Origin of the sequence: Salsuginibacillus kocurii DSM 18087, assembly GCF_000377705.1 — a bacterium.
In the GTDB taxonomy this organism is placed as follows: Bacteria; Bacillota; Bacilli; order Bacillales; family Marinococcaceae; genus Salsuginibacillus; species Salsuginibacillus kocurii.
The window spans coordinates 1-22,605 of sequence record NZ_KB898628.1; the positions used below are offsets into that span (position 1 = coordinate 1).

Below are 22,605 nucleotides of genomic sequence, written 5' to 3' on the forward strand. Positions count from 1 at the left end.
TCGAAAACGGGTTCATTGCATCCCATCCTTTCTTATACGCTTAGAACTTAACGCAGAACGAGTTATGCTCTAAAAAAGCTTATACTTATTTTCTTAAGTGTACACGCACGGGTAGGCAATAGCCTGCATAGCGTAAAGGAGAGGCAAAAAGGAGGGATGGGAATGTCGAGTGTTATGACCTTGCTGGGATTTGTGTTCCGTGAAGTGATGGTCTTTGTCGCGTACATGAAAAATCATGCCTTTCCACAACCTTTGTCTAAAGAGGAAGAAGCGAGATGTTTAGAGGCTATGCAGGAAGGCGACCAGGAAGCAAGAAACCGTCTGATCGAGCATAACTTGCGACTAGTGGCCCATATCGTTAAGAAATTTGAAAATACAAAAGAAGAAACCGAGGATCTCATTTCAATCGGTACGATTGGTTTAATCAAGGGAATTGAAAGTTATTCGCCAAATAAAGGTACAAAGCTTGCCACATATGCAGCACGTTGTGTAGAAAATGAAATTCTCATGCATTTAAGAGCCTTAAAAAAAGTAAAGAAAGACATTTCGCTGCATGACCCAATTGGTGCGGATAAGGAAGGAAATGAACTAGCGTTGGTGGATATTCTTCAAGATGATGCTCCTGATGTGCTTGAAGAAATTCAGCTTAAAATGGAAAAAAAGCAAATTTATGAGCATTTGCATGTGCTGGATGAACGAGAAAAAGAAGTGATTATGACCCGGTTCGGAGTAGGGACTGAAAAAGAAAGGACGCAACGTGACATTGCACAGTCACTGGGTATTTCCCGGAGCTATGTTTCACGAATTGAAAAGCGAGCGCTCTTAAAGTTATTTCAAGCCATGTATCGGGCAGAAAAATCGTTGAAAGAACGAAACGGCAAAAAGTAAAACGCCTTGAAGAAAAAAGGTAATATCTCGGCGGCAAAAAAATGGTTCTTTAATAAGAACCCCCGTTCCTGGTGAAACGGGAGTTCCTTGCACAAGTGTATTAGCTGTTTACTGAATCTTTTAGTTGCTTACCTGGACGGAAAGCAGGGTTCTTTGTTGAAGGGATTTCAATTTCGGCGCCAGTTTGTGGGTTACGCCCTTTACGGGATGAACGTTCACGTACTTCAAAGCTGCCGAAGCCTACTAGCTGAACCTTGTCCCCATCTTTAAGGGTATTTGTAATGCTGTCAAATACTGCGTCAACGGCTTTAGAAGCATCTTTTTTAGAAAGATCAGCATGTTCAGCTACAGCGTTGATAAGATCTGTCTTGTTCATGAAAAAACTCCCTTTCATTCCTTAAATATTATGCCTGCACATACCAAATTTACTCATGAAACCCCTGTCGTGTCAAGTCTTGTGGCGGAATTTCGAGTATTTTTCCTTAGAAAAAGGAGTGATCTTAACAAAAGTTAGCCATATGGATATAAAAATATCCAAATTTGTTTCTAAAACGGGCAAAACCAGTTCTCATACCATATTAGCTGGGATAATGGGCTTTTATACAGTTAAATCTGGGATTACATTTTTTTCAATCGGAACGGACCGATCATTAAAAAGGCAAGAATAAAGAGAAGAATCATAAACCATACATCAGCAATTATTCCTTCAAGCAAAGCAGAGACAGTAAGAATGGAGCCTGCTGCTGTAATGGGAAGCCCAATGAAATATCCGTTTTCTTCCATTAAATTAAACTTAGCCAGACGAATCGCGCCACAAGCAATAAAGAGTACGCCGAAAAATACACCGGAGATCCCAAATTCATATAAGGCTGTCATATATACGAGTATTGCTGGAGCCATGCCAAAGGATATCAAGTCACAAAGTGAATCTAACTGTTTGCCAAAATCAGAAACAATATCAAGTTTACGAGCAACAATGCCGTCCAAACGATCAAAAACTGCAGCTAATGTAATTAGCAAAATAGCGAGCCCTATTTGATGATGGAACGTGTAAAATATGGCGAGGGCACCTAATCCTAAATTTAAAATAGTCAATGCATTAGCTGCCTGACTTTTTATTTTTTTCACCGTTTCATCGAAAGAATAAAGCCAATACAATATAATCACCTCAAAGGTTTTATTCGAAGTGGGAATAGCCCTGCTTCGAATGATAAAAAAGCGCAAAGAATAATACTAGTTCATACCCGGATTGTATTTCAAGCAAACGTCATTGTTTAGATGTTTCATTTTATAATGTATCATAGACAGGGAGCGTCATCTACCGCTATAACTAAAGAATTCCCATAATGATACTAACGGAGGCCAAAAAAATGCTAAGGCACAAAATCTACCAATCCTTTGTTGATTTATCTTCTTCTCGTTTGGTTGCATCCTGCATCCGACGTTTTACGTGCTCTCGGTTAAGCAGGCCATTGATTCGATCGTTTGCTGCTACGTACAATATCAATACAGAAGAAGCGGAAAAACCGCTTTCTCAATATCAATCTTTACAATCTTATTTTTGTAGAAAATTAAAAGAAGATGTAAGGCCTCTGCCTACTGCCCCCGGGGCGGTTATAAGTCCGGTGGATGGTTTGCTTGGAGGGACAGGAACTATTACTCCAGACGCTTCCTTTCATATCAAAGGGCAAGCATATCCCTTAGATGAATTATTAGGATCAAAAAAGCTCGCAGAACAATTTAAGGGCGGGCGGTATATGATTTTTTATTTAGCTCCAGGGGATTACCATCGAATTCATGCTCCTTTTGATTGTCATGTTCTTTCCCGCTGGGCTTTAGGTAAAGGATCAGCCCCTGTAAATGAACTCGGACTTAAGCTTGGCAAACGCCCTCTTTCCACCAATTACCGCTTGCTCACCTACTTAGAACGGGCTGGGCAAAATGCTGTACTTGCTAAGGTAGGAGCTTTAAATGTGAATGCTGTACACCCCACTCATCTACGGACAAGCTGGAAAAAAGGTGAAGAGGTAGGTTTTTTTTCCTTTGGTTCTACAGTTATACTCTTGACAGAAGCAGATATGTTAAAAGATACCTCATCTCAAGCAGGGGAACATGTGAAAATGGGAGAGGCGGTTGCAGCTTTCAGTAAAAAATGAGAGGAAGCTATAAATGTCATTTCTTTAATCGATTGCTGCGCAAATGGTAGAAGAAGTACACCATGTCTTAAATGAAGATGTGATTGTTATAAATACATCTGGCCGGGTTATTGCAAGTAGTGATGAAAGCAGAATTCATACCTTTCATGAAGGTAGTTTATTAGTATTGGTTGCAGATGAGACAAAAATGCTAACCACTCAAGAGGCAAAACAGCTAAAAGGGGTAAAAGCAGGAGTGAATGTTCCGCTTCATCTTCATGATGAAACCATTGGAGTGTTAGGACAGGGGAACCTCATACTATTGCACCTTACGCACAGCTTGTACAAAAAATGATTGAGTGGATGTTGCAAGAGGCTGAAGCTGTAGCTCGTTTTGAAGCGGAAGAACGAAGCCTTGAAATGTTTACATATGAATGGGTCTACCAAACTGTTGATACATCAAACTTCAATGAACGTGCACGTTTATTAAATATAAATGTATATGGAGAGAAATATCTTGTTCTTTACCGGTTTGCTGCTCCTTTATCAAGAGAATGGCAACGATACGTATTGAAAACGCACCATGAATTAACTGAACAAGTTAACGTAGAACTCTTTATTCGCTGGGGTGAAGCGACACTATTATTACTAATTAAAAAAGAAGAGCGTGCTATGCATTCGAGTGATCGTTTACGCAGACAATTAGCTGAAAGCAGTGGCAAGTTTGTGTGGGCAGGGGTTGGTGAGAAAGCGCACGATAGTGTTAGTTTAAATGAGGCTTGGGCAGAAGCTAATACTGCATTGGAAGCAACAATCCAAGCAGTACCATTACAATGGTACAAGGAAATGGCTCTTGAACGGATTTTAACGGATGTTACCGAAAACACAAAACATAAATTGGTTAAGGATGTATTAGCACCGATTGAGGGGGAGCCTGAATTACTTAAAACACTTAGGGTTTATTTTGACTCTGACCGAAAAGTTGTAGAGACATCAGCTCAATTAGATCTACATCCAAACACAATTCATGATCGATTGAGGCGCATTAGTGAGAAACATCTCTTGTTCCTCAACATACTAGAGACCTTGTCACATTATACCTGGCCCTCCTGTTTAAAGGCGATTAGGTAGTTACACAGTTTAAAGGTGATTATTAAGGGATATATTTGTGTATTTGAATATAGATTTTACATCGTCGCCCCCTTATACTAAAAAAAAGACTAGTAAGGGTGTGGTGTTCATTGCTTAAGGAGAGTGTAAAGGAAAAGCTAACCAAAATAGTTGGGGAAAACCATCTGCTTGATAGAAAAGACCAGCTGCTTGTATATTCATATGACGCGACCCCAAACTTTCAAGCGATGCCGGATGCAGTGGTAAAGCCTGGTTGTACCATAGAAATTCAAGAGATTGTTAAGGTGGCAAATGAAGAAAAGCTGCCTATTGCACCGCGGGGTTCGGGCACCAATTTATGTGCAGGAACGACGCCAACGGCAGGTGGTATAGTGCTGTTATTTACCCGAATGGATCAAATTTTAGAAATCGAAGAAGACAACTTAACAGTTACAGTACAGCCCGGAGCGGTCACGCTTGATCTTATTAATAAGGTAGAAGAAAAAGGCCTATTTTACCCTCCGGATCCTAGTTCGATGAAAATCTCTACTATTGGAGGGAACATTAACGAAGGTACTGGTGGATTAAGAGGCTTAAAATATGGAGTGACCAGGGATTATGTTCTCGGACTTGAAACCGTTTTACCAAATGGTGAAGTGATACGAACTGGCGGGAAGCACAAAAGATGTAGCAGGGTATGATTTTACCCGCCTCATGGTAGGGGCTGAGGGAACACTTGGAATTATAACTGAAGCCACTCTTAAGCTGGTGCCGAAGCCAGAAACGAAACAAGATGTTGGCTATATTTGAAGAAGTAGAAGAAGCTGCTGAAACGGTATCAGCTATTATTAGTGAACAAATTATTCCAGCCACGCTTGAATTTATTGATAAAGGGACGCTAGAAGTGGTAGAAGAGTATGCTCAAATCGGGCTTCCGGTTGAAGCAGGAGCTGTTTTGTTAATAGAACAAGACGGACCGGAAGAAGTAGTTAAAAGAGATATGGAACGCCTTGCCCAGGTTTGCGAGTTTAAGCAAGCAAATGAGATTCAAATTGCTGCTACAATAGAAGAAGGGCTTGCTGAACCCGACACTTCGTCATGTGGCCTTTAAACAGTTTTTTCCTTATCAAGGTCGTATTCGTAAAATGACAGGGTTGCTTTGGTTTTACCAAAAGAGTGGCATCCAAAAAATTATCCAAAAGTCTAATGTATTGAGGGTGCTGCCAGGTAAAATGAGTACCATGGAAAAAGTCATTCCTCAAGTTCCTTCGCCATCTCGATTAAAAGCTCGTCCGCATCACATTACCCCGGATGGGAAAGCCAAAAAGAAAGTTGCTTTTTTCTCCGGCTGTTTAATGGAAACGATGTTTAAAGAGACGAATGAAAAGACGCTTTTCTTGCTTAAAAAAGCAGGTTGCGAAATTTTGATCCCTGAGACGCAAAATTGTTGTGGTGCACTCCATGCTCACAGCGGGGAAAAAGAGAAAGCTAAAGAGTTGGCCAAGGCTAATATACAGGCCTTTGAAGAGGCTGAGATTGAAGCTATTATTTCCAATGCAGGTGGGTGCGGGGCTATTTTAACCGAGTATGATCACTTGCTTTCAGATGAACCAAAATGGCAGGAGCGGGCTCGACCCTTTGTAAGTAAAATCACCGATGTGTCCGAATTGTTATACTCACTAGGAACTGAAAATTTGCAACTCTCATTGCCGGCCCAGCGTATTACATACCAGGACTCGTGCCATTTACGAAATGTAATGCGAACAGCCTCCGCGCCAAGAAAGTTGATGAACCAAATCAAAGGCGTAACTTATGTAGAAATGAAAGAATCCGACCGTTGTTGTGGATCAGCTGGCATCTATAACCTCCTCCAACCTGAAATGTCAATGCAAATCATTGATCATAAGATGGACCATGCTAAAGGGACCAAGGCCACGACAATTGTTACTTCAAACCCAGGCTGTCTGTTACAAATGAAAGTAGGAATCGAAAGAAAAGAGCTGACAGATTCTATACGAGCTATTCACTTAATAGATCTGTTGGCCGAAGCCGCAGGTTATGAACAGGAACATGATGCATAAATAAGAGATTAAAACCCCGAGCCGTAAAGAACGGATCGGGGTTTTATAAGTCTTATGAGTCACTTTCCGCTTCGTTTTACGTTTGTCCTCGTGATTCTTCCTCCGTTGGGGACTCCGTCGGGCGATGAAGCTCTTGATAATTTTCTGGATACGTAGCTTTGAGTTCATCGGTCCGGCTTTCTGTCCAGAGTGGAACGCCAATCCGGTGGGCTGAACGAGAAATGATCTGTGCAGCCACGGGGGCAGTTAAAAAGACAAATAGAATGACCAACAAGAGCTTACCTACAAATACTCCATCAAACAAGAGAAAGTAAAGAAAGGTTCCAATCATCGTGGAGATCACACCAAGTGTCGCACTCTTCGTTGCAGCGTGAATGCGGCCGTACACATCAGGGAGTCTGAGAATGCCGACTGAGCCGAGCAAACTAAAAAATGCACCGATTAAAACGAAAATACTAATTAGAATCTCGGTCAATCACGACACCTCTTTCTAAAAATTTAGCCAGAGCGATCGAGCCGATAAAGGCTAAAATCCCGATTACAAGAATTACTTCCGAATAAGCGGCAGTGCCCTGTACCATCATTATCACACCGATAAAGCCAATTAAATTCAAGCCAAACGTATCAAGTGCGACGACTCGATCCGACATATCCGGTCCTACAATCGCTCGAATTAAACAAGCTAACAAGGAAAGTGACATCAGGATGAGAACGACTAATAACAACGTGTCAAACATCTAACGTGTCACCTCCATAATAGCCCGTTCAAACTTCTCTTGGATCTCACGAATCATCTCTTCTCGGTCTGGCACATGAATGTTATGAATGTAAATGGTTTGACCGTCCTCAGAGAAGTCCATAGACAGGGTGCCCGGAGTTAGGGAAACAATGCTCGCAAGAAGAGTTACTTCCCATTCAGTTTCTAGCTGAGTGGGGACGGCTACAATTCCAGGTTGATTGTTTAATTTCGGGCTAAGGACAATCTTAATCATATCAATGTTTGACAAGATTAATTCCTTAATAAAAAGGAGAATAAGCTTAATGCCTGCATAGACTCGGCGCATATAAAAGTCAAACCGAAGCACATTTTGTAAAACAAGCAGCACAAGTGCACCAACAATAAATCCGATGAGAAAATCCAAAAACGTATACGAATTCTGCAGGGCGACCCAGATGATGGCTATAAGAATGTTTAATAAAATTTGAAAAGCCATACGATCTACTCCTTAAGCACAGATTGAATGTAAACGGACGGTTCAAGCAATTCTTCAGCAATCTCCATTGAGTAGGAGAAGATTGGTTCTGCACCAAACCCGAGGATAATAGTAAGAGCTACCAGTGGTGCAATTGGCAGAAGAACGGAACGGACTGGTATTTTTGCTTGTTCTTCTGTATGCTTTTGCTCCCCCCAAAAGGCGTACATAAAGATTTTCATCATTGAAAAGAGTGTGAGCAGACCGACTATCAAGGCCACTGTTACAATGACATAACGCCCTTCTTCGAAACCAGATAAAATTAATGGAAACTTACTAAAGAAACCGCTGAGCGGCGGTATGCCTGCAAGTGAAATGGCTGAGATAAAGAATAGCCAAGCCATCCATGGATGTGTTTTTAAAAGACCACCCATTTTTTTCAAATCTGTTTCTCCAGTTACTTTTTGCGCTGCCCCTGCAAATAAGAACAAGGCAGCTTTAACGATGATATGGTGGGCAATATAGTAAATGGCACCAGCTATGGCGAGCGGAGTAAAGAGCCCAAGTCCCATTACCATGTAGCCAACCTGGCTAATAATGTGATAGGAAAGAATCCGCTTGAAGTCAAATTGTGAGACAGCGCCAAGAACCCCAAATAACATCGTAAAGCCGGCAAGCGCTAAAATGATGTTATGAGTAAAGGTAGGGTCATGGTTAAAAATAAGCGTAAAGGTACGAATGATCGCATAGATTCCAACTTTCGTCAGCAAGCCGCCGAATAAAGCAGCAATGGCAGCAGGTGGTCCGTAGTAAGACCGTGGAAGCCAGAAATACAGTGGGAACAATGCACCTTTCATTGCAAAGACAAGTAATAACAATATCGCAATAACATTTAAGACACCAGTTTGTTCCATCTCCGCAATTCTTTCAGCCAGGTGGGCAAAGTTAAGCGTACCTGTAGCTGCATAAATATAGGCCACACCTACAATGAAGAAGATGGAAGCAAAAATGTTTATCGCCACATATTTAAAAGATTCACGGAGCTGATAAGCTGAATTGCCGTGTACAATTAAAATATATGAGGCAAGCAGCATTACTTCAAAAAAGACGAATAGGTTAAACAAATCTCCCGTTAGAAACGCACCGTTAACTCCGGTTAACAAGAAAAAGTAAAATGGGTAAAAGTAATACTTTTCGCGAACTGGCGTAATTGTCTTATACGCAAAGAACAGACAGGAAAATCCAACGATCCCGGAAAGAACCACCATCATTGTTGCAAACATATCAGCAACAAAAATAATCCCAAATGGTGCTTCCCAGCTCCCAAGTTCACTTACCTGTATCCCTTCTTGGTAAACGACAACCGCAAGGACAACAGAAATGATTAGGAGGGCGCTCATCGTAATCCCACTAATCACACGCTGGATTTGATGTTTTTTTGCAAAGAATATGAGAATGGTCCCGATTAGAAACGGGAGCAGAACTGGCATTATAACGAGACTATTCATCAGCAGTACCCCTCAATTTATCTAAATCATCAGTTTTATGAACTTTGTACGTGCGATAAGCAAGTACGAGTATAAACGACGTGACACCAAAACTGATAACGATCGCCGTTAATATTAAAGCTTGTGGCAACGGGTCACTATAATAAGTCAAGTCTTCCCCGAGTAGTGGGGGGCCGCCTTCTTTTAAGCCTGACATCACTAGAAGAAGGAGGTGCGCGCCATGAGACATCAACATCAGCCCCATGACAACGCGCAGTATACTTTTTGTCAAAATCATGTAGACACCGACCATAAACAGTACGCCGACTGTAACGGACATTAAAATTTCCATGTCGTAAGCCCTCCAATCTTATTCACGCGCTCCTGCAGGGGGAGGGTAAAGGGGCGGTCCAAAAAGAGGAGAAGGTTATACGCCGGTGACATATATTCACTGTAGAACATTAAACGTCTTCTCCTCCTTTAAATTTCATTTTAATCATTGCTACAACCCCTAAGGCTGCAATGGCAAGGACGAGCACTTCCAAAATAGTATCTAAGGCACGAAAATCTACAAGGATAATGTTAACCATGTTTTTACCGCCGGCTAGGTCATAAGAATTCTCAATAAAGTATTCAGAAATCGCCTCAAAACCATTGTTAAAGCGCAAGTCTTGAGCACTCAATGCAATGAGTGTAACCGTAATCCCAATACCGGCTGAAATGATAAAGTTCGTAAACTTAAATACCGGTTTGAAGGTTTCTTTCCTTAACTCTGGCAGATGATAGAAAGCCAGCAATAACAAGATAACCATTACCGTTTCAACTAGAAGCTGAGTGAGTGCTAAATCGGGCGCCCGGAAGATTACAAAGAAGAGGGCAAGCAAGAACCCGATAATACCAATAGCAATCACAGCGGTAATTCGATGATTGATAAATGGAATCATAAGCGTCGCTGCAATAAAGATGACCGTAAGCACCCAAATGTAGCCAGCTATTGGAGTAGCATCTGTTAGATTAATCGCAAAGGCGTCAAATCTAAACATGGAATAAAGCAGTAGTAAAATCATAAATACAAGCATGTATGCAAAATAATCACGCAAGAGGCCAGTCATCTGAATACGAGTGACGGCTTGAGAACCAGAAATTAAGTTTGCAAGCATGCCGTCATAAGATTTATTAAATGGATCTCGTTCTCCCAAATAAAAACGGGAATTGTTCCATTTATCCATGTTAACAAACAGGTAAGAACCAAAGGCTATGACTCCCACTGTCATGAAGATTTCCGTGTTAAAACCGTGCCAGTGATAAATGTCGACAACAAATGATTCACCGGTAGCAAGCGCATTAGGCAAAATTGACACCATGGCTGGTTCAATTAAAGTATAAGCCAGGACGTTCGGGAAAAGGCCAAATATAATGACCAGTGAACCAAGAACGATCGGGCTGATAAGCATTCCCATTGGCGCTTCATGAACGTGTTTATCGTAGTTTTTAGGTTCAAATTTTCCAGTAAAGGTTCTAAAGAACAGAATCAGACAGTATAAAAAGGTAAATATACTGGCAATCCATGCAAACACCGGAAAAATCAACCCCACGTTTTCCATGTTAAAAATGGTTAAGTCATAAGCTTGCAATGTTCCAGTGAAGAACATTTCTTTACTTAAAAATCCGTTGAACGGGGGCAGGCCAGCCATTGCCGCGGTGCCCACGAGCGATATTGTAAAGGTGATTGGCATGAGTGTCATCAATCCGCCCAATTTGCGAATATCCCGTGTCCCCGTTTCATGGTCGACAATCCCTGCTGTCATAAACAAGCTGCCTTTAAAGGTAGCATGGTTAATCAAGTGGAAAACAGCAGCTAATGTGGCTGCGCTGTAAAGTTGAGCCTCATTTCCAGGCCCAAAGTAAAGTGCTGCAGAGCCGAGCCCGAGCAAGCACATAATTAAGCCCAGCTGGCTGACAGTAGAAAAGGCCAAAATAGATTTTAAATCTTTTTGCCGGACTGCAGATATGGAGCCCCACATTAACGTAACAATACCAAAGCCAGACAAGAGCCAGAACCATTCCGGAGTCCCACCGAAAACTGGCGTTAACCGTGCCACTAAATAAATGCCTGCTTTAACCATTGTTGCGGAGTGCAAGTAAGCACTAACAGGTGTAGGAGCTTCCATCGCGTCCGGAAGCCAGATGTGAAATGGAAATTGTGCTGATTTAGTAAAGGCCCCAAGTAGAACCAAGAGCATTGTTGGCAAGAAAAGCGGACTTTGCAGAACCGCGTCTGCTTGTTCAATAATCCCCTGAATGCTGAAGGTGCCAGTAATTACATACAGCATGGAGAAACCACCAAGCATGGAGAAACCACCAAATACGGTGATCAACATTGATTTCTGAGCTCCGTAAGTGGATTTATCCCGGTGGAACCAATAACTGATCAATAAGCTTGAAGCCAAACTTGTCAGTTCCCAAAACACGTAGAGGACAATAAGGTTGTCCGAGAGCACAACCCCCAGCATGGCACCCATAAACATCAATAAGTACACATAAAAGTTGTTTAATGCTTCGGTTTTTTTCGACAAGTAGAAAATCGAATAAAGAACAACAAGCGCACCGATCCCTGATATTAATAAAGCAAATAACAAGCTAAGTCCATCTACATAAGCATTAAAATAAATGCCCAGCGAAGGCACCCAGGGAACGGATTCCTCTACTGTATTGCCATCTGATGTGATGGGTAAGTATGTCAAAAAGAAAACGAAGAGTACAGTTGGCAGTACGAGTACAAACCAGCCTGTATGTACATTTCGTAAATACCTGTAGAAAAAAGGTATTAATATTGCGAGCAGAAAAGGCGAAACAATCGCCCAGTGCAACCAAGTCATGAACCGAATTACCTCCTTTTATCTTGCATAGGCTGTATATTTTGGTGAACACAAGTAGAGAAGCTCCTTAAAGCTTCTGCGACAGATGATACTTGTGTGGGCACGGTTTTACTTTTCTTTAATGATTAGTTTCACCCATAGCCAGCCAAAAAACAACTAGAATAAATTATAACTGAAATTAGCATCCAATGCATCCTGTAGCCCTTTAATTATAAGGGTTTGCTCAACTGATTATAAATATGAAGAAACTCGAATGAAAAAATTTTAAAAAAGTGAATAGAAATTGAACTTTTTTCTCAAGCTAGAACAAGGTGATGCGATATGAAAAGAAAAGGAATTATGAGCATATCTTTATTTCTCACCCTGTTTTTAACAAGTTGGGCGGCTGAACTATTTTATTTTCGAGCAATAGAGCCAGCTCAAAATCTTGAGGAGGAAGAGGCCTTATTTATTGAGATGACGCCAACCATCTATCGGCCGATGCTTGATGAACGAGAGTATGTACGCATAATATCTCCTTAGATATGCTCCTTTGTAATAGCAAGAGGTGGGCAGTTGATAACGTAGCTTGTATTATTATGTGCGTATAGATTATTGGATAAACAAAAAAGCCGTGGCTTCTTTAATAGAAGGACCCGGCTTTTTTAAATGAAAAACTTCATTTAAATTTAAAAGGAAGAGGCCATCATGGGGACTGATAAGCTTCTTTTTTCCATTTCTAGTTCAAGTAACTTTATGAACTCTTTATTTAATCGTAAGTTTATGGCTTCTTCATATGCTTCAATAAGTAAGTCATCTGTTAACTGTTTCATGCTGCAGCCTTAAGGCTGTTCACCCCCTTAAAATTTTACAACTCTTATTTCCATTTACCTTTTAGGAGGAAATCTAAACTGAACACATAAATCGTATCATGTCTTTTATTCTAGAACAATCGTTCGAATATCCACAACGGATGGTGGATAACTTGTGGACGCAGTGTGCAGAACTACTAGATTGCGGATAGTTTATGGGTGGATAATGTTAGTTACTTATCCACACAGAAAAGTCGTGAAAAGAGGTGTCGAAAAATTTTTTTACCTTTTTTTCTCAGTGGTTGTCTTGTTTGAAAAAATCAGTAGAAAAAGTTATACTTCGAGGTTAGTATAAGATTATTAAACGGCGTTTCAACCACTTAAGGGAGCGGTCACTATGATTACATATTTTATGCCTAACGAACATGTTACTTCGATCTATGATATAGATCTGCAGGAATTGAAAGATAACGGATATAAAGCGATCATTACAGATCTTGATAATACATTGGTTGAATGGGACCGTCCAGAAGCTACACCTGAGGTGATGGAGTGGTTGCAAACGCTGTATCAAGAAGGGTTTAAAATAACAGTAGTGTCTAATAACCATGAAACGCGGGTTCGGACTTTTTCTGAAACGGCAGGTTTAACTTTTATTCATTCTGCTAAAAAACCTTCACGCCGTGCGTTTAAAAAAGCGTGTCAATTGATGGAAGTAAAGGAAGAAGAAGCTGTAGTAGTAGGTGACCAGCTTTTAACTGACGTGCTGGGTGGAAACAGAGGCGGCTTTTACACCATTTTAGTTGTTCCTGTAGCCTCAACAGATGGGGTTTTTACGAAATTAAACAGAAAAATTGAGCGACGAGTATTGAAGCGCATGGAGAAAAAAGGGTATGTGATTGAACGAAAGGAGCACAAGGAAAATGAGTGAAGAAGTTATTTGTTCAGGCTGTGGGATATCTATACAAACCGAGAATAAAAATGAGTTGGGATACGTCCCCTCCCAAGCATTAGAACGAGAAGTAGTAATCTGCCAGCGATGTTTTCGTTTGAAGCATTATAATGAAGTTCCTGACCTTCCTTTAACAAGCGAAGACTTTATTGCTATCTTAAATCGGATCAGTAAAGAAGATGCGCTAGTCGTTAAAATCGTAGACATTTTTGATTTTACTGGGTCTTGGTTAGATGATTTAGCTTCTTATGTAGGAAGAAAAGATGTGATGCTAGTCGGAAATAAAAGTGATTTGCTGCCTGAATCGGTAAATCAAAATAAAGTCATGCTCTGGATGAGAGAGGAAGCGAAAAAAAGAGGTGTGATCCCTAAAGATGTTCGACTTATGAGCGCTTCCAAAGGGCATGATGTAGAAAAAGTGGCACATGCAATGGATAAAGCCCGGAAAGGGAGAGACGTTTACATTGTCGGTGCTACCAATGTTGGAAAGTCGACTTTTATCAATACGTTGATTCAGTTATTTGGCGGGGATGAAGAACAGTTATTGACCACATCTCATTTTCCAGGTACTACCCTTGATATGCTTGACTTGCCACTCGATGATGGCTCAAAGTTATATGATACGCCAGGTATTATTAATGAAGAACAAATTACTCATGTGTTGGATAAAAATGAACTTAAAGATATTACCCCTACTAAAGAAATAAAGCCTGCCGTGTATCAACTTCACTCTGAGCAGACTCTTTTCTTTGCTGGTTTAGCCAGGCTCGATTTTTTAGAGGGAGAGCGTAATTCTTTCATTTGCTATTTGTCGAACTCTCTCTATATTCACCGAACCAAATCAGAGCAGGCTGACGCGCTTTATGAAAAACATAAAGGCGAAATGTTATCACCACCTTACAAAGACACAATCGAAGCCTTGCCTCCATTTGTTAGACATGAATTTTTTATTGAAGAGGAAAAGACAGATATTGTAATACCTGGTCTTGGTTGGGTTACTGTTCGTGAAAGCGGGGCTCACGTATGCGTGTTTGCCCCTGAGGGAGTAAAGGTTAGTTTAAGGGAAGCAATTATTTAAAAGGGAGGAAAGCTTATGACTGCAAAACTATTTGCTCTGCTCGGGTCCCCAGTAGAACATTCCATGTCTCCGCTCATGCACAACAGAGCATTCAACCGCTTGAACCTTCCTCATCGTTATCATGCGTTTGATGTAGAGCCAGATAAGTTGGGAGAAGCAGTGGAGTCTTTAAAAGTATTAGGCGTAGCGGGCTGGAATGTTACCGTCCCACATAAAGTTTCGATTATGGAGCATCTTGATGAAATTGACGAGGAAGCAGAGAAGATCGGAGCAGTGAATACGGTAGTTAATGAAAATGGAAGGCTTTTTGGGTCGAATACGGATGGGCAAGGCTATTTAGATTCTTTACTTGATGAGACAGGGCCTGCATTAAAAGAAATGCGTGTACTTATCATTGGCGCTGGCGGGGCAGCCCGGGCCGTAACTACAGTCTTAAGCCGCTTTGGTGTAAAAGAAATAGTAGTTACCAATCGTACATATGAAAAAGCAGAAGCAATTAGTCATATTTGTACAAGCAATACTGAAGTTAAACCAATGAAACGTGAGGAAACAGAAGCAGAGGCTGCAAGCCGGTTTGATTTACTGATTAATACCACCTCGATAGGAATGAGCCCTCGCATTGATGATATGCCTTTTCCTATAGAGAACATTAGAGAAGGTGCAATGGTTAGTGATTTAATTTATAATCCGCTTAAAACAAAATGGTTGCGGGAATGTGAGAAAAGAGGGGTCGCTATTCATAATGGACTCGGGATGTTTGTCGGCCAAGGAGCTCGTTCATTTGAACGTTGGGTCAATGTGCTCCCAGACGTTCAGGAGATGAAACGAGACGTTCTCGCACAATTAGGAGGGTAGATACTCATGTTAACAGGAAAAGATCGAAAGTATTTGCGGGCGGAGGCCAATCAGCTAAAACCAATTTTTCAAATTGGCAAAGCAGGGGTAAACCCAAATTTAATTAAACAAATTGATGAAGCTCTAGAAGCACGTGAACTTATAAAAATCAGCCTGCTGCAAAACACAATGGAAGATAAAGAACATGCTGCTGATGAGATTGCTGCTGCCACTCATGCTGAAATCGTGCAGATTATTGGTCAAACGATCATTTTATACCGCACGTCGACAGACAATCAAAAACTTAATCTTCCGTCGATGTAGAGGAGAACTCAGATGAAAAAAATCGGTCTGTTAGGCGGCACTTTCGACCCTCCTCATAGCGCTCATCTAGTCATAGCAGAAGCAGCATTAGAACAATGTGAATTAGATGAAATTTGGTTTATACCGACCCATACGCCGCCGCATAAAGAGCGAGAAGGTATGACACCATCAACTAAACGTCTCAACATGATCAGGCTGGCAACCGAAGACCATCCTCAGTTCCATGTATCAACTATTGAGGTTGAACGCCAAGGTCCTTCTTATACGATTGATACGGTCCAAACTTTTAAACGAGAAAGCCCGGACGCTGAGTTTTATTTTATTATCGGCGGAGATATGGCAGATGATTTAGGAACATGGAAAGATATTAGCGCATTGCGTCAGCTAGTAACTTTTGTAGTGACCGAACGGCCGTCTTATCCTTCGAATCCTCCTTTTGAAGATGGAATCATTCGAGTGAAGGTGCCTGGACTAGAGATCTCTTCTTCTGAGTTGCGCCGGCGGGTGAAACAGCAAATAAGTATTCGTTATTTGACCCCGGACTCAGTGAGAACGTATATAGAGGAGAATCAGCTATATGAATAAGGATGAAGCTTTAGCTCAAGTTAAAGAAAAGTTGACAGCACATCGTTATACCCATACATTAGGAGTAAAGGAGACAGCAATTTCCTTAGCTAAACAAATCGGTGTTGATAGTGAAAAAGCAGAATGGGCAGCTATTTTGCATGATTATGCGAAATTCAGGCCAAAAGAAGAAATGAAAACGATTATACTCGGGGAAGGATTAGATCCTGACTTTATTTCTTATGGAGAAGAACTATTGCATGCCCCCGCCGGAGCATGCCTGGTAAGAGATGAGTTAGGTATTTCTGATGCTGACATCTTACGAGCTATTATGTGGCACACGACAGGGAAAAAGGGTATGGATGGTTTGGAGAAAGTGGTTTTTCTAGCCGATTATATTGAGCCAAATCGTAACTTTCCTGGTGTTAATGCTGTTCGGGAAGAAGCAGAAAAGGATATAGATAGAGCCGTCATTTTAGCTCTTTCCAACACCATTTCTTTTTTGTTAAAGAAAAGCCAACCGGTATTTCCTAAAACGCTTGAAGCGTATAACGATCTTATCATGACAAAGCATAAATAATTTGAAAGGCTAGGTGATTGAATGCAGACAAAGGATATTTTGAGCATGGCTGTACAGGCAGCTGACGACAAAAAAGCAGAGAATATTACAGCATTGGATATGCGCGGGATTTCGTTAATTGCTGATTATTTTATCATTTGCCATGCGAACTCAGAAAAACAAGTTCAGGCCATCGCCCGTGGCGTAAAAGAGGTTGCCCTGGAGAATGAATTAGAGGTAAAACGAATGGAAGGGTTTGACGACGCTCGGTGGGTGTTATTAGACCTCAATGATGTTGTTATTCACATTTTCCATCGTGATGAACGATCGTATTATAACCTTGAGAAGCTCTGGGGAGATGCGTCAACAATCCAATTGGATAAGATGCTTACTTCCCCGTGAAATACTGCTTACTAAACGATTTCTGTGCTACGTTCCGGGAATAGTCACCAGGGTGGGCCTAAATACTTCGATTGGTCCAAGCAGCGAGAGAAACACAAAATAAAAAGACGTGTAGAGAGCCTTAAAAGGCTCTCTTTTATTGTTTATACGGGTGGTTGTGCAATTGCCCTAGAAGAAAGCAAGGATTAATCACTTAAGTATGCGGGGATATAGTGACAAGCAGGAATGGAGGAGGAGAAACTATGAGTAAAATGATTGCTTATGGCAAAGCGTTAGGAAAGGAATTCTCTAATGATAACGTCCCCTTGCTGGCTGCTGCCCAGGCGTATTATTATTTACTATCGATTGTGCCAATGCTGATATTAATTCTTAGCATCCTGCCTTACTTAAACATTGATCCTGATTGGGCGATGGCAGTGATGGTAAGTATATTACCTGCTGAGACAGCAGCAGTGTTTGAAGAGCAGATAATAAATGTGATTACAACCGAGCGGGGCGGTTTGTTGACGGCAGGTATCATTGGCACCATATGGTCAGCTTCGAATGGTATGAATGCATTTATTAAAGCACAAAATGAAGCGTATAACGTGGAAGAAAGCCGTCCTTTTATAAAAGCGAGACTTGTTTCCATTGGTTTAACGTTAGGGATGATTTCAGCTATTATTATAGCTTTCATTCTTCCTATTTTTGGTGATATCATCATTCATTTTATCAACTCACTTGTTTCATTGCCTGCCCAAACAGAACTATTATTTAGGGTACTGCGTTGGACGGTCAGCATCTTAATCATTGCTGCTATATTAACAGCTCTTTATCATTTTGCTCCTAACATAAAACTCCCGTTCAGAACAGCTCTTCCTGGAGCGTTATTTGCTACAATTTCCTGGCTGGTCGCTTCGTATGGATTTTCTCTGTATGTCAGCAATTTTGGTAATTACTCTGAAACGTATGGCAGTTTAGGAGGCATTATTGTTCTAATGCTCTGGTTTTTCCTGACTGGGATCATTCTTGTAGTTGGGGCGGAGATAAATGCAGTCATTTACCGGAAACGAATAGCGAAAGAGCCAGTGCAAGAAGAAACAGTTTCGATGTAACTTGAGAAAAAGAACAGGTGATGTGATAAGGACCCGGACCCAATCCATCTACTTCTTATGCTAGTTCTTTCTTTTATAATTGTAGTAAGCTAGTTAAGGCGATTTGTATTTATAAGGCTTTGTTGAAGGAAGGACCAAGATCTCGTTACATTTGCCAGTATGTTAGCACCTTCTACTTCCATCAACATAGGCCTTTACCAGAACTTTCATTTAGAGAAGGACTAGTATGTGACATGTAAAGAGAAAACCGATAAAGAGAGGGGATTTATGTTTTGTATGCAACATTTGCTTATATTTACGATGAGTTAATGGCAGAAGTTTCTTATGACAGTTGGGTAAACTGGACGAAGACCAAGCTTAAGGAAGATTTTGAAAATCCTTCTGTTTTAGATGTTGGTTGCGGGACGGGGGAATTTTTAATTGAATTTAATAAGCAAGGTTTTAACGCAGCCGGGGTAGATCTTTCAGAAGACATGCTTGCAGTGTGCAAGGAAAAGGCAGAATCAGAAAGGATAAACGTGAAGCTTTTTCAACAAGACATGCGTGACCTATCTGGCCTAGGTACATTTGATGTAATTACTCTGTATTGTGATTCGCTTAATTATTTATCGACGCCAGAAGACGTAAGACAAACATTTCAACGTCTGTATGACTCCTTAAACGAAAACGGTATGTTATTATTTGATGTTCATTCGACTTATAAAATGGAAGAACTCCTTCCCGGCCATAGCTTTGCTGATCCTGCTTATGACCTTGCTCTCATGTGGAATGTGTATGAAGGACAAGAAAAATGGAGCGTCGAACATGAATTGACATTTTTTGAGCAAATGGAAGACGGTGTTTACAGGCGAGAAGAGGAAGTGCATAAGCAACGCACTTTTGCGGTCGATAAATATGAAGAATGGTTAATAGAAGCGAACTTTAAGAAGGTAGAAGTGGAAGCTGACTTTGAAGACTCTCCTCCCCAAAAAAAGAGTGAGCGTATACTTTTTAGTGCACGTAAATAACTTGCCACTCTGTTAACAAGTGGTGTACACTGAAACGGAGCCTTTATTAGGCTCCGTTAAATGATTCATTGACATTGCGAACGTCTTCTTGATACTTTGCTTGTGTTGTTTGAATTAATTCATCAAACATTCCTTCTACGTAAGGTTGCAAAGCTTCTATTCCTTCCCCTGTAACTCCTCCGGGTACACAAACTTTATCCTGCAGTGTTTGTAAGTCATAAATTTCCTTTTCAAGCAGTTTGCCAAGTCCAATCATCATGGTGGTAATTAACCTTTCAGCCTCCGTATAAGAAATCGATGTTTCCTTGACTGCAGCTTCGGTCCATTCTTTGAGAAAATAAGCTAAAAATGCTGGTCCGCAGCTTACAAAATCAGAGGCGATGCGTGTGATATCATCCGTTATTTCTGTTGGTCGGCTGATTTGTTGGAACCAGGCCGTAAACCATTCTTTTTCCACAGCACTAAAGTCTTTTCCGAAGGTTAATAGCATACCCCCAGATCCACTTGCGTTCGTGATGCTTGGGATTGCGCGTACCACTCTTCCCGGCAGTCTGCTCTCTAATTGGTGCAGAGGAACTGGACTGGTAATTGAGATAAAGATTTGATCGGAGGAGGCAACCGGGGCTATTTCCTTTACGATTGACTCAAACTGAGCTGGACGCACACATAAAAAAACAAGGTCAGACTGACTTACCGTAGCACTAGCCCGTGTATCTACGGTAGCACCGCTAATTTCTTGCGCCAGCTTAGCAGCTTTGTCTTTTGTCCGGTTACAAAGCCGTAAATTGTGGGACTTTACCACATTGTAAGCGACAAGAGACTTCGCTAGCATCCCTCCCATACTCCCTGTACCAATGATGCCCACCTTCATAACGTTCCATCCTTTCGTTTCTTTATAGAAATATAGTTATTCAAGTGAAAAGGTCTTACACGTAGTTGGAATTTAGAATTTTTAAACAGAACTTTACCTTTTGTTACTCTATGACCACGATACGTTAATATGCGCAGAACTTTTTGAAAAAGGGGGAAGTTATGTATATTCCTTTTAAAAAAGAATGGATATTAATGGGACTTGGCTTGTTGATAGCTGTAGTACTCTTTATCTCTTTTACGAACAGTGAAGAACCAGTGGAAGATATGGCTACGGTAGATGATTGGAACACAGAAGTGAGAGAAGATGAAAAGGATGAAATGAAGTTAGAGGGGCAGAAAGACGAGGTAGAAGAGAAAGTTACAGTAGACATAAAAGGAGAAGTAAATAAACCAGGCGTTTATGAACTGACTTCCTCAGCTCGTGTTATTGATGCAATTGAAAAAGCTGGTGGATTAAACGAAAGTGCGGAAGCAAGAGCGGTTAACCAGGCAGAACGGCTTGTAGATGAAATGGTAGTATATGTACCACATGAAAGTGATTACGATGAAGCCACCGGGTGGGATGAACCACCTGCTGGCGATGGTGGAGGAGCTGGAGACAAACTTAGAATCAACTCCGCAGAGCAAACAGAGTTGGAAACTCTCCCGGGGATCGGCCCGCAAAAAGCACAAGCGATCCTAGAGTTCCGCGAAGAACATGGTCCGTTTGAAAAGGTGGAAGAATTAGAAGAAGTAAACGGGATTGGGCCAGCCTCATTGGAACAAATCAGTGAATTAATTGAAATACGTTAAAAAGTTTGACAAATCTGAAATCTGCTCATTATACTGTAAAAGAGTTAAGTACGCCTTAGAAATGAGTGGCATGTTTGCACACTTAATCATGAAAGGGTGAATGTATATGGCAGACCATACATGGAAGCTTGAAACAATGGCTGTACACGCTGGACAAGAGGAAGTAGATCCTGCTACGAACTCACGGGCAGTGCCAATTTACCAAACGACTTCCTATGGGTTTGATAACACAGATCATGCAGCCAACTTATTTTCTCTACATGAATTTGGGAATATTTACAGCAGAATTATGAACCCGACTCAAGACATCTTCGAGAAAAGAGTAGCAGCACTTGATAATGGCGTGGCCGCCCTTGCGACCGCAAGTGGCAGTTCAGCTATTCAAATTGCTATATTAAACATTTGCCAACATGGTGATGAGATTGTTGCATCAAGCGGTCTATACGGCGGAACATACAACATGTTTGTTCATACCCTTCCTAAGTTAGGGATTACTGTTCATATCGTCGATGGCAAAGACGTTCATGCAGTTGAAAACAAGATTAATGAAAAAACAAAAGTCGTATTTGCTGAAATGATAGGCAACCCGAACGGAGATGTATTAGATATAGAAAGGGTCGCTGAAACCGCCCACAAACATGGTGTTCCGCTGATGGTAGATGCTACGCTCGTAACGCCGGCACTGTGCCGTCCGATTGATCATGGAGCAGATATTATTGTCCATTCTGCTACTAAGTTTATCGGCGGTCATGGTACTACGCTGGGAGGGGTAATTGTCGATAGCGGGCAATTTAACTGGGACAATGGGAAATTCCCCGAATTAACCGAACCAGACCCTAGTTATCATGGCATACAATACACTGAAGCTGTAGGTGAGATAGCTTACATAATCAAAGCGCGTGTGCAGCTTTTGCGCGACCTTGGACCGGCACTTGCTCCGATGAACGCTTTTCAGTTACTGCAAGGGCTGGAGACATTGCATTTGCGTATGGAAAGACATTCTGAAAATGCAAACAAAGTCGCCCGCTACCTAGAAGGGCATGAACTTGTGGATTGGGTAAGTTATCCTGGATTAGACAGCCATCCTACTCGAGCCGAAGCAAAAAAGTATCTTTCGAACGGTGAAGGAGCTATTTTAACGTTTGGTATTCACGGTGGTGTAGAAGAAGGGCGTACGTTTATTGAAAACCTTAAGCTGCACTCTCATGTTGCTAATGTAGGAGATGCCAAATCATTAGTGATTCATCCTGCTAGTACAACTCACCAGCAATTAACTGAAGAAGAGCAGAAGAAAGCGGGAGTTTCCCCTGACCTTGTCCGATTATCCATAGGGATAGAGAATGTGGAAGATATTATTTGGGATATTGAACAAGCATTGTATAAAAGTCGGCGTTAAGCTGCTCAAGCAAATGAAGAGCTGAACTGGTTATGTTGGTTCGAATGGCTGCTAACCATAGGTGTAACTATACGGATTGAAGATAAAGGGGCTGTTTTGCCCCTTATTGCTTCTGAAGATTGCCTATGTGAATTTAAGCCAACTTGACTAATATAAAAAGCTTATG

At 41.2% G+C, this 22,605-nt stretch carries 25 protein-coding genes and 3 pseudogenes; 18 read left to right on the forward strand and 10 right to left on the reverse strand.

The window, feature by feature from the left end:
• The first annotated feature begins 162 nt into the window (after positions 1-162).
• Entirely contained in the window at positions 163-888 is a 726-nt protein-coding gene (gene sigK / locus D469_RS0112150) for an RNA polymerase sporulation sigma factor SigK (protein ID WP_018923666.1), read from the forward strand.
• A gap of 100 nt (positions 889-988) precedes the next feature.
• On the opposite strand, the gene D469_RS0112155 is transcribed toward sigK, so the two are convergent.
• Together D469_RS0112155 and pssA are read right to left on the reverse strand one after the other, a co-directional pair.
• Positions 989-1,264 carry an HU family DNA-binding protein gene (locus D469_RS0112155; RefSeq protein ID WP_018923667.1) on the reverse strand — a complete coding sequence of 92 codons (276 nt, stop codon included), beginning with the start codon at positions 1,262-1,264 and terminating at the stop codon, positions 989-991.
• A 242-nt stretch (positions 1,265-1,506) separates the two neighbouring features.
• Positions 1,507-2,046: a CDP-diacylglycerol--serine O-phosphatidyltransferase gene (gene pssA / locus D469_RS0112160; protein ID WP_018923668.1), complete on the reverse strand. Its 540-nt coding sequence runs from the start codon at positions 2,044-2,046 to the stop codon at positions 1,507-1,509.
• Positions 2,047-2,258: 212 nt separating this feature from the next.
• On the opposite strand from pssA, the gene D469_RS0112165 reads away from it, so the two are divergent.
• The 5 genes and pseudogenes from D469_RS0112165 to D469_RS0112185 all read left to right on the forward strand — a co-directional run bounded on the left by D469_RS0112165 (position 2,259) and on the right by D469_RS0112185 (position 6,214).
• Complete coding sequence (locus tag D469_RS0112165) at positions 2,259-3,044, forward strand: phosphatidylserine decarboxylase (protein WP_018923669.1); 786 nt, start codon at positions 2,259-2,261, stop codon at positions 3,042-3,044.
• A gap of 43 nt (positions 3,045-3,087) precedes the next feature.
• Positions 3,088-3,821 (forward strand): annotated as a pseudogene (locus D469_RS22590) (sugar diacid recognition domain-containing protein); the annotation flags it as partial.
• 48 nt (positions 3,822-3,869) lie between these two features.
• Positions 3,870-4,154, forward strand: coding sequence for a helix-turn-helix domain-containing protein (locus D469_RS22595; RefSeq protein ID WP_240473341.1), 285 nt, complete (start codon positions 3,870-3,872; stop codon positions 4,152-4,154).
• 110 nt (positions 4,155-4,264) lie between these two features.
• Positions 4,265-5,214 (forward strand): annotated as a pseudogene (locus D469_RS21680) (FAD-binding oxidoreductase); the annotation flags it as partial.
• 151 nt (positions 5,215-5,365) lie between these two features.
• Entirely contained in the window at positions 5,366-6,214 is an 849-nt protein-coding gene (locus D469_RS0112185) for a (Fe-S)-binding protein (RefSeq protein WP_240473342.1), read from the forward strand.
• Between the two features lie 76 nt (positions 6,215-6,290).
• On the opposite strand, the gene mnhG is transcribed toward D469_RS0112185, so the two are convergent.
• From mnhG to D469_RS0112220, 6 genes are all read right to left on the reverse strand, one after another.
• The gene (gene mnhG / locus D469_RS0112190; RefSeq protein WP_018923673.1) at positions 6,291-6,689 is read right to left on the reverse strand and encodes a monovalent cation/H(+) antiporter subunit G; all 399 of its coding nucleotides are present in this window, start codon (positions 6,687-6,689) and stop codon (positions 6,291-6,293) included.
• The gene (locus D469_RS0112195) at positions 6,670-6,951 is read right to left on the reverse strand and encodes a Na(+)/H(+) antiporter subunit F1 (RefSeq protein WP_018923674.1); all 282 of its coding nucleotides are present in this window, start codon (positions 6,949-6,951) and stop codon (positions 6,670-6,672) included. Before D469_RS0112195 ends, mnhG begins: the two co-directional genes overlap by 20 nt.
• Positions 6,952-7,428, reverse strand: coding sequence for a Na+/H+ antiporter subunit E (locus tag D469_RS0112200; RefSeq protein ID WP_018923675.1), 477 nt, complete (start codon positions 7,426-7,428; stop codon positions 6,952-6,954).
• A gap of 5 nt (positions 7,429-7,433) precedes the next feature.
• Complete coding sequence (locus D469_RS0112205) at positions 7,434-8,915, reverse strand: Na+/H+ antiporter subunit D (protein WP_018923676.1); 1,482 nt, start codon at positions 8,913-8,915, stop codon at positions 7,434-7,436.
• Positions 8,908-9,246, reverse strand: coding sequence for a Na(+)/H(+) antiporter subunit C (locus D469_RS0112210; RefSeq protein ID WP_018923677.1), 339 nt, complete (start codon positions 9,244-9,246; stop codon positions 8,908-8,910). Before D469_RS0112210 ends, D469_RS0112205 begins: the two co-directional genes overlap by 8 nt.
• A 109-nt stretch (positions 9,247-9,355) precedes the next feature.
• On the reverse strand, positions 9,356-11,773 hold the full coding sequence (locus D469_RS0112220) for a Na+/H+ antiporter subunit A (protein ID WP_018923679.1): 2,418 nt from the start codon (positions 11,771-11,773) through the stop codon (positions 9,356-9,358).
• A 321-nt stretch (positions 11,774-12,094) separates the two neighbouring features.
• Between D469_RS0112220 and D469_RS0112225 the strand changes: the two genes are divergently transcribed.
• A complete protein-coding gene (locus D469_RS0112225) occupies positions 12,095-12,295 on the forward strand; it encodes a hypothetical protein (protein ID WP_018923680.1) in 201 nt (66 codons plus the stop codon).
• 146 nt (positions 12,296-12,441) lie between these two features.
• On the opposite strand, the gene sda is transcribed toward D469_RS0112225, so the two are convergent.
• A complete protein-coding gene (gene sda / locus D469_RS21685) occupies positions 12,442-12,585 on the reverse strand; it encodes a sporulation histidine kinase inhibitor Sda (RefSeq protein WP_018923681.1) in 144 nt (47 codons plus the stop codon).
• A gap of 376 nt (positions 12,586-12,961) precedes the next feature.
• Between sda and D469_RS0112235 the strand changes: the two genes are divergently transcribed.
• From D469_RS0112235 to D469_RS0112275, 9 genes are all read left to right on the forward strand, one after another.
• Complete coding sequence (locus D469_RS0112235) at positions 12,962-13,495, forward strand: YqeG family HAD IIIA-type phosphatase (RefSeq protein WP_018923682.1); 534 nt, start codon at positions 12,962-12,964, stop codon at positions 13,493-13,495.
• On the forward strand, positions 13,488-14,594 hold the full coding sequence (gene yqeH, locus D469_RS0112240) for a ribosome biogenesis GTPase YqeH (RefSeq protein ID WP_018923683.1): 1,107 nt from the start codon (positions 13,488-13,490) through the stop codon (positions 14,592-14,594). Before D469_RS0112235 ends, yqeH begins: the two co-directional genes overlap by 8 nt.
• A gap of 15 nt (positions 14,595-14,609) precedes the next feature.
• Positions 14,610-15,449, forward strand: a complete 840-nt coding sequence (gene aroE / locus D469_RS0112245; RefSeq protein ID WP_018923684.1) for a shikimate dehydrogenase — start codon at positions 14,610-14,612, stop codon at positions 15,447-15,449.
• Positions 15,450-15,455: 6 nt separating this feature from the next.
• On the forward strand, positions 15,456-15,752 hold the full coding sequence (gene yhbY / locus D469_RS0112250) for a ribosome assembly RNA-binding protein YhbY (protein WP_018923685.1): 297 nt from the start codon (positions 15,456-15,458) through the stop codon (positions 15,750-15,752).
• 12 nt (positions 15,753-15,764) lie between these two features.
• The gene (locus tag D469_RS0112255) at positions 15,765-16,337 is read left to right on the forward strand and encodes a nicotinate-nucleotide adenylyltransferase (RefSeq protein ID WP_018923686.1); all 573 of its coding nucleotides are present in this window, start codon (positions 15,765-15,767) and stop codon (positions 16,335-16,337) included.
• Complete coding sequence (yqeK, locus tag D469_RS0112260) at positions 16,330-16,896, forward strand: bis(5'-nucleosyl)-tetraphosphatase (symmetrical) YqeK (protein WP_018923687.1); 567 nt, start codon at positions 16,330-16,332, stop codon at positions 16,894-16,896. Before D469_RS0112255 ends, yqeK begins: the two co-directional genes overlap by 8 nt.
• A gap of 21 nt (positions 16,897-16,917) precedes the next feature.
• The gene (gene rsfS / locus D469_RS0112265) at positions 16,918-17,277 is read left to right on the forward strand and encodes a ribosome silencing factor (protein WP_018923688.1); all 360 of its coding nucleotides are present in this window, start codon (positions 16,918-16,920) and stop codon (positions 17,275-17,277) included.
• Positions 17,278-17,519: 242 nt separating this feature from the next.
• On the forward strand, positions 17,520-18,371 hold the full coding sequence (locus D469_RS0112270; RefSeq protein ID WP_018923689.1) for a YihY/virulence factor BrkB family protein: 852 nt from the start codon (positions 17,520-17,522) through the stop codon (positions 18,369-18,371).
• A gap of 272 nt (positions 18,372-18,643) precedes the next feature.
• On the forward strand, positions 18,644-19,378 hold the full coding sequence (locus D469_RS0112275; RefSeq protein ID WP_018923690.1) for a class I SAM-dependent DNA methyltransferase: 735 nt from the start codon (positions 18,644-18,646) through the stop codon (positions 19,376-19,378).
• A gap of 46 nt (positions 19,379-19,424) precedes the next feature.
• Here D469_RS0112275 and comER read toward each other — a convergent pair.
• Positions 19,425-20,252, reverse strand: a pseudogene (gene comER, locus D469_RS0112280) (late competence protein ComER); the annotation flags it as partial.
• Positions 20,253-20,410: 158 nt separating this feature from the next.
• Here comER and D469_RS0112285 point away from each other — a divergent pair.
• Together D469_RS0112285 and D469_RS0112290 are read left to right on the forward strand one after the other, a co-directional pair.
• Positions 20,411-21,043 carry a ComEA family DNA-binding protein gene (locus D469_RS0112285; RefSeq protein WP_018923692.1) on the forward strand — a complete coding sequence of 211 codons (633 nt, stop codon included), beginning with the start codon at positions 20,411-20,413 and terminating at the stop codon, positions 21,041-21,043.
• A gap of 106 nt (positions 21,044-21,149) precedes the next feature.
• Positions 21,150-22,439, forward strand: coding sequence for a homocysteine synthase (locus tag D469_RS0112290; protein ID WP_018923693.1), 1,290 nt, complete (start codon positions 21,150-21,152; stop codon positions 22,437-22,439).
• The last annotated feature ends 166 nt before the right edge of the window (positions 22,440-22,605 follow it).